This is a genomic window from Phenylobacterium sp., from assembly GCF_036495085.1.
Classification (GTDB): domain Bacteria; phylum Pseudomonadota; class Alphaproteobacteria; order Caulobacterales; family Caulobacteraceae; genus Phenylobacterium.
In genome coordinates this window covers 1-7,292 of the sequence record NZ_DASXNL010000159.1, presented here as the reverse complement: position 1 = coordinate 7,292, position 7,292 = coordinate 1, and the positions used below count along the sequence as shown (strand labels likewise).

Sequence of the window (7,292 nt, the reverse complement as noted above, 5' to 3'; positions counted from 1 at the left end):
ATCTGGATAGCCTCCAGCGCCCGCTCGATCACGTCCACACCGGCCCCGGCCTTGGCCCCTTCGACGGTCAAGATGCGCCGCCAGGACCGCGCGCCGGGCTGACCATGGAACAGGCCGAGCATGTGGCGGGTCATGGCCGCCAGATGGGCTCCCCGCGCCAACTGGTGGCGCACATAGGGCAGATAGGCCCGCACCGCCTCGACAGGCCCGATTGTCCCCGCCTGGCCGAACAGCGCCTGGTCGACCTGGCCCAGCAGGCCTGGCTCGTGATAGGCCGCCCGGCCAAGCATCACCCCGTCCACATGGTTCAGGTGCTCGCGCGCCTCCTCCATTGAGAGGATGCCGCCGTTGAGGACGATGGTCAGGTCCGGCCGCTCCTGTTTCAGCCGATAGACCAGCTCATAGTCGAGCGGCGGTATGTCCCGGTTCTCTTTCGGCGACAGGCCTTTCAGCCAGGCCTTGCGGGCGTGCACAGCAAACCGCGTCACGCCGGCGGCGGCGCATTGGTCCACCAGCCGAAACAGGCTCTCCTCGGGCTCCTGGTCGTCCACCCCGATGCGGCATTTGACCGTGGCCGGAACCCGCACGGCGGCCCGAATGGCGGCCATGCAGTCGGCGACCAGCTCCGGTTCGCGCATGAGACAGGCGCCGAAGCGACCGCTCTGCACCCGATCCGAGGGGCAGCCGACGTTCAGATTGATCTCGTCATAGCCCAGGTCCTCGCCGATCCGGGCCGACGCCGCCAGATCCGCCGGGTCCGAGCCGCCCAGTTGCAGGGCCACGGGATGCTCATTGGCGTCGAAGCCCAGCAAACGCTCGCGATCGCCATGCAGCACGGCGCCGGTGGTCACCATTTCGGTATAGAGCAGGGCCCGCCGCGTCAGGGTGCGATGGAAGGCCCGACAATGACGGTCGGTCCAGTCCATCATTGGAGCGATTGAGAAAATTTTCTCTTGAGTTTTCAGCATGTTATGAAATCATATAAGCGAACTAAAGGAGAACACACGCACCCGCGTGTGCACTCAGAAACGCCCGAATTCGCCCCAGTTTTACTTACGAGTGCACACGGAGCGCACACGTTGGCGACCTTCAAGAAACTCAATTCCGGCAGCTGGCGGGTCCAGGTTCGGCGCAAGGGTCGCTACCTCAGTGAGACGTTCCAGCGTCACGCCGACGCCCAAGAATGGTCCATCGCGATCGAGCATAAGATCGACCGGGGCGAGACGCCGACAAAGTGGTCCAGGATCGATCCCACGACCTTCGGCCACCTCATAGATCTCCATATCAACGATCTGAAGGAAGTGGGAAAGGCGCCGCGTCGCTCCAAGGCCTTCGTCGTGGACGCCCTCCAGGCCAAACTCGGCGCCGTCAGGCTATGCGACCTCAGCCGGGAGCGCCTGATCCAATTCGGCAAGGACCGCGCCAGGGAGGGCGCCGGCGGCGTCACCATCGGCATGGACATCAGCTATATCAAGCTGGTGATCTCCCATGCCGCCGCCGTGCACGGGATCGCCGTTTCGCCCGAGCCCGTCGACCTCGCCCGCATCGCGCTGAAGCGCCTTGGCCTGATCAGCAAGGGCCGGGAGCGCGACCGCCGGCCGACGGAAGATGAGCTCGCACAGATTATCGCTCACCTTGAGCAGAACCCCAGGCAGATCATTCCGGTCGCCCGCATCGTCAAGTTCGCGGTGGCGACGGCCATGCGGCAGGAGGAGCTGACCCGAATCCGCTGGGACGATGTCGATGCTCTCAGCCGGACGGTGACCATTCGCGATCGTAAGGACCCTCGCGACAAGATTGGCAATGACCAGAAGGTCCCGCTGCTGGACGCCACCGGCTTCGACGCCTGGGCCCTCCTCCAGGAGCAGAAGCCGTTCGCCGGCCGCAGCGACCGGGTGTTCCCCTATAATGGCCGGTCGGTGGGGACCGCGTTTCGGCGCACATGCCGCAAGTTAAAGATCAAGGACCTCCAGTCCACGACCTTCGCCATGAGGCGGCGAGCCGCCTGTTCGAGGCGAAGTTCACCATCGAGCAGGTCGCGCTGGTGACCGGGCACAAGGATTGGAAGATGCTCAAGCGTTACACCAATCTGCGGCCCGAGCAGCTTCACAAGCTCAAGGCCGCGCCGGTCGTCACTCCGCCCGAGGCTCAATCCGCCAAGGCTGTGCGGCAGAGCGCCTTCATAACCGTGCGGGTGTCGTCGCAGTGGCGCCTGTAGCGCGGCGCCGCACGCCGCCGCCGAAGCCGGCAGGATCGCCACACGATAGGCGATTTATCGCGCAGCGGAAAAAGCGCTTTATAGAACGGCATAAAAAGCTATTATATGCGCAGCACAATAAGCGCTGTTTCACTCATTCTACGGCCGTTACCAACGGAACAGGCCCATGGCGACACCCAACGAGAAACTTGCGACCGCTCTGGAAGCCCTGAGGGCCGTGCAGGCCGCAGGGCGGGTCGCGATCAGATCAAAAGATCTGACCCGCACCGTTCGAGAGTTGCTCCTGAAACACGGCTTCCTCCAGGAGGTGATGAAGGGCTGGTACATTCCGGCGCGGCCCGAGACCGGCGGCGGCGAAAGCACGGCCTGGTACGCATCGTATTGGGATTTCTGTCGCGACTATCTGACCGAACGTTTCGGCTCGGACTGGTCCCTGTCGCCGGAACAATCCCTCACGCTGCATGCCGGCAACCTCAGCGTTCCCAGGCAGTTGCTGGTCCGCGCCGTGGGCGCCCGCAACCAGGTCACCAACTTCATTCATGGCGCGTCCCTGTTCGAAGGCCGTCATTCGCTACCCGCGCCCGATGACGCCACGCAGCTCAACGGACTGAGGCTTTTCAATCCCGAGGCCGCGCTTGTGAACGCCGCGCCGACCTATTTCGAAGTCCGCCCGACCGAAGCGCGCACAATCCTTGCGATGCAACGGGACGCATCCACGCTGCTCGCGCGTCTCCTAAGGGGCGGGCACACCACGATCGCCGGCAGATTGGCCGGAGCCTTTCGCAACGTCGGCCGAGACCGCGAGGCCGACGAGATCCTGGCGGGCATGCGCGCCGCCGACTACAACGCCCGAGAAGTCGATCCCTTTAAAGACCGCCTCCCCCGCACGCCGTACCGTCGCGATCCGTCGCCCTACGTGAACCGCCTGCGCATGCTCTGGCTGACGATGCGGGAGCAAATTCCGGGGCGGTTTCCTCCGCCGCCGCCGAAGACGAACGATGTCGACGCCTACTTGCGGCGGGTCGATGACATCTACGTCACTGACGCCTACCATTCGCTGTCGATCGAAGGCTATCAGGTCAACCCGGACCTGATTGAACGTGTTCGCACCGGCATATGGAATCCCGATGAAGACGGGCCGGACCGCGAACATCGCAACGCCTTGGCGGCGCGCGGCTATTGGCAGGCCTTCCAAGCCGTCAAGACGAGCGTCCGGCGGGTGCTGAACGGCGAGCCCCCTGGCGAGGTCGCCGATCGCGACCACGGCGGCTGGTATCGGGAACTGTTCGCACCTGGCGTCGCCGCCGGCCTTCTGAAGCCGGAAAACCTCGCCGGCTATCGCACCGGCCCCGTCTACCTTCGCGGCTCGCGGCACGTCCCTCTGAACGCCGACGCCGTACGCGACGCCATGCCGGCCTTCTTCGAGCTCCTGGCCGACGAGAAAGACGCCGCCGTTCGCGTGGTGCTCGGCCATTTCATCTTCGTCTACATCCATCCGTACTTCGACGGGAATGGCCGAACCGGGCGCTTCCTGATGAACGTGATGCTGGCCGCGGCGGGCTATCCCTGGACCGTCATTCCCGTTCAGTCACGCGCCGGCTACATGGCCGCGCTTGAGGCGGCGAGCGTCGAAGAGAACATCCTCCCGTTCGCCGACTTTCTGGCGGAGCATGTTGGTCAGCCGGCCCCGATGCCCGGATGAATGGCCGATCAGAAGCCTGGAACTACGAGGGCCGCGGGTAATTGCATGGCCCAGCCGGGCTTGCCGCCGGGCGCGATCGGCGCCGAGACTTCGCCTCCCAAACGGAGGAGGCGGACGATGACCGAGCATTTCGCGGGACTGGACGTGTCGATCGAGACCACGGCGGTGTGCGTGGTGGACGGGGCCGGTGAGGTGGTGCTGCGCTGCGAGGCGCCCACCGAGGCGGCGGCGATCGCGGCGGTGCTGGCGCCGTTCGCCGCGACGCTGCGGCGCGCCGGCCACGAGGCGGGGGCGCTGTCGCCCTGGCTGCAGCCGGAACTGCGCCGGGTGGGACTGCCGGCGGTCTGCCTGGAGACCTGTCACGTGCGCGCCGCGCTCGCCGCCCAGCGCAATAAGACCGACGCCACCGACGCGCTCGGCTTGGCCCACATCATGCGCACCGGCTGGTTCCGGACTGCGCATGTGAAGACCGAGGGGGCGTACCGTCTGCGCCTGCTGCTGACCCAGCGGCGGCAGCTGAAGCGCAAGTTCATGGACATCGAGAACACCATCCGCCACTCGCTCAAGGCGTTCGGGGTGAAGCTGGGCGGGGTCAGCCGCGGCCGCTTCGAGCGCGCCGTGCGCGAGGCCTGCGCCGACGATCCGTTCACCGCCGAGCTGATGGAGGCGGTGCTGGCGGCGCGGGCCGCGCTCTGGACTCAATACACCCGACTCCACGCGCTGGTGCTGCGGGTCGTCGCCGGTAACCCGATCTGTCGACGGTTCATGGGCGTGCCCGGCGTGGGGCCGGTCTGCGCGCTGGCGTACGCCGCCGGGGTCGATGATCCGGACCGCTTCAAGCGCTCGCGCGATGTCGCCGCCTACTTCGGCCTGACCTCCAAACGGCGGCAGAGAGGCACCTCCATCAACGTCAAGGGCCGCGTTTCCAAGGCGGGCGACCCGGCGGTCCGCGAGGCGCTGTTCGAGGCCGCCGCCTGCATGCTGTTGCGCTACCGCGGGACCACGGCGATGCGCGCCTGGGGCCTGAAACTGGCCAAGGCCAAGGGCTTCAAGAAGGCGATCGTGGCCGTGGCGCGCAAGCTGGCCGTGGTGCTGCACGCCATGTGGCGGACCGGGACCGACTACACCGAGGCGCCGTGCGACGCCGGCGCGCGGCGCAAGGCCCGCAAGCTGATGGTGGCCTGTGGATGAGCGACACCCATCCCCCCAACGCGCGCTGAGCGCCCGGACGAAGGAGATCCGCGGCGACGCGGAGCGGACGACCTGGTGCAGATCAAAGGACGCGGAAAGCACGATATCTTGCCTGAGGCGCGCCGGCCCATGCGCCGGCCCGACCTCGCGCGAGTGCCTGTGATGAGCTTCCGCGGAACCGATCCCGACCTGCGCCGCGCACCGTCATCAAGCCGCCTCGCGCTGGCTTGCGGGTGCGCTGAGCGCGAACGACTGCACGGCGCGCCAGGCTCAGACGCCCCCAGTCCACGCCGCCCTAGCCAAGCTGGCCCTGATGTACAGAGTCCAGTAGAAGCAGAAAGGAAACGATGATGTCATGCCGGAAAATCAGCAGAACAATTACGATGGCAAGATTCAAGCGGCCACCTCGCCCGGGCCTCGGGCCGTTGTCTACACATCGGTTTTCGCGGCGCTGCGCGGAGAGGTGCGTGCGCTACGGTTTGGCGCAATGCCGGGATGTCGCGGGTTGCTCGGCGATGTTCGCCCGATGGGGCGCGCTGGAGTATCCGGCGTCCACCGCCCTGATCGGTCGGCTTCCGCCTCGCGCCGTGTGCGCGGAATCCGGCTTATGCGCTTGGTGGAACGAAGAGCCGGACGCGGATCGCTGCGTCCAGGGCGGCTGCGCCGTCGCGGAGCGACGCGCGCCTGTGGGCGCGCGGCCTTGACGCAGCGATCCCCGCCCGGCGAGGGCTGGCCAAGCGCGTAAGCCGGGTTGTCGCCAGGCTCTGGGCCTGGCGGTCTTGCAACCCTGCGGCGTTCGCGGGACTAGAAGGTCATGAAGTCGAGCCTGGAGCATCTGCCGCAAGCCAAGCAGCGCGAGCTGGAGCACGTCGTCGCAGTGCTGATGGCCGAGTTCGAGGCGGCCCTGGCCGGCGGCACCCAGCCCTGGCGGCGGGGCGGCAAAATCCTCAAGCTGATCCTGTTCGGCAGCTATAGTCGCACCGACTGGGTCGACGAGCCGGAGAACGGTTACCAGTCGGATTGGGACCTGCTCGTCATCGTCAGCCACGAGAAGTTGACCGACATCGCCGACTATTGGTACGTCGCCGAGGACAAGCTGCTGCGCGACGCCAAGGTCGGGCGCACGGTCAACATCATCGTCCACACCCTGGCCGAGGTGAACCAGGCCCTGGCCAAGGGCGAGTACTTCTGGGCCGACGTCGTCCGCGACGGGGTGTTGCTCTACGAATTGTCCGGTCATCCGCTGGTTCTGCCGGCGCCGCCCACGTCGGCCGACGCCTATGCGATGGCGATGAAGTATTACAACGAATGGAGTGGCGCGGCCGATCGCCCCTTTTTGAACTGTCGAGGTACAGCGGCGACAAAGGGGGAGATGATCCGAAGTGGCGCAAGGAAGCCGCGTTCATGCTCCACCCGGCCGTAGAGCGGTCCTACGCCTGCTTCCTGCTGGTCCGCACGAACTACGTCCCACGGTCCCACAACATCAAATTCCTGCGCTCCCTGGCCGAAGACCAGGACAAGCGGCTGATCGAAGCGTGGCCGCGCGAGACGAAGGTTGATCGGCGGCGGTTCGAACTGCTCAAGCGCGCCTATGTCGAGGCGCGCCTATGTCGAGGCGCGATACTCGGATGCCTACGAGATCAGCGCTGACGACCTGGAGGCGCTGTCAGCATCGGCCGGGCGGCTCCGCGCCATCGTCGAGGCCGCCTGCCGGGAGCACTTGGACCACCTGACGGCGCGGGCGGATCAGGCCTGAGGCCGTGGCGCTGTGCGAGTGCGTTCGGACAGCTAGCGCCGTCGGCGGCCACGGCTGGTCAGCCGCCATACGAGTCCGCCGCGGCCCGTGTCCAGCTCATGCCGTGGGGCCAGGAACCTCCTGGCCCCCACTGGCCGGACTCTAGCGACGTCGTCGATGGATGCAGAGCGCCAATGCCACGTTGATCGCCGCCAGTGAAAGGCCAGCCACGACCGGGCTGAGCGCCAAAGGTGCGGCGCCGCAGACCACCGCTGCGGCCAGATAGAGAAGCTGTTCTAGGGCCCGTCGTCATTTGAGGGGTTCCCTCGGATAGCAAATCTCGATTCATGGGGCGTCAGCGATTTTGGAGCTGACGCCTTATGCCGCTACCGAGACGGTACGCTCTACGCGACGATCAATGGGAGCGGATTTGTGAACTGTTGCCC

6 protein-coding genes and 1 pseudogene are annotated in these 7,292 nt (G+C 66.3%); 6 read left to right on the top strand and 1 reads right to left on the bottom strand.

Features of this window, described 5'->3' with window-relative positions:
* Positions 1 to 929, bottom strand: a 929-nt coding sequence (dusA, locus tag VGI62_RS17840) for a tRNA dihydrouridine(20/20a) synthase DusA (protein WP_414695704.1), incomplete at its 3' end; no start/stop codon positions are given.
* A 42-nt stretch (positions 930 to 971) separates the two neighbouring features.
* Here dusA and VGI62_RS17835 point away from each other — a divergent pair.
* From VGI62_RS17835 to VGI62_RS17810, 6 genes and pseudogenes are all read left to right on the top strand, one after another.
* Positions 972 to 2,038: pseudogene (locus VGI62_RS17835) on the top strand (tyrosine-type recombinase/integrase); the annotation flags it as partial.
* A 30-nt stretch (positions 2,039 to 2,068) separates the two neighbouring features.
* Positions 2,069 to 2,218: a hypothetical protein gene (locus tag VGI62_RS22495; protein WP_414695705.1), complete on the top strand. Its 150-nt coding sequence runs from the start codon at positions 2,069 to 2,071 to the stop codon at positions 2,216 to 2,218.
* 166 nt (positions 2,219 to 2,384) lie between these two features.
* A complete protein-coding gene (locus tag VGI62_RS17825) occupies positions 2,385 to 3,920 on the top strand; it encodes a Fic family protein (protein WP_331505888.1) in 1,536 nt (511 codons plus the stop codon).
* A 117-nt stretch (positions 3,921 to 4,037) separates the two neighbouring features.
* A complete protein-coding gene (locus VGI62_RS17820) occupies positions 4,038 to 5,111 on the top strand; it encodes an IS110 family transposase (protein ID WP_414695703.1) in 1,074 nt (357 codons plus the stop codon).
* An 814-nt stretch (positions 5,112 to 5,925) separates the two neighbouring features.
* Entirely contained in the window at positions 5,926 to 6,534 is a 609-nt protein-coding gene (locus tag VGI62_RS17815) for a nucleotidyltransferase domain-containing protein (RefSeq protein ID WP_331505887.1), read from the top strand.
* Between the two features lie 168 nt (positions 6,535 to 6,702).
* The gene (locus VGI62_RS17810; protein WP_331505886.1) at positions 6,703 to 6,867 is read left to right on the top strand and encodes a hypothetical protein; all 165 of its coding nucleotides are present in this window, start codon (positions 6,703 to 6,705) and stop codon (positions 6,865 to 6,867) included.
* The last annotated feature ends 425 nt before the right edge of the window (positions 6,868 to 7,292 follow it).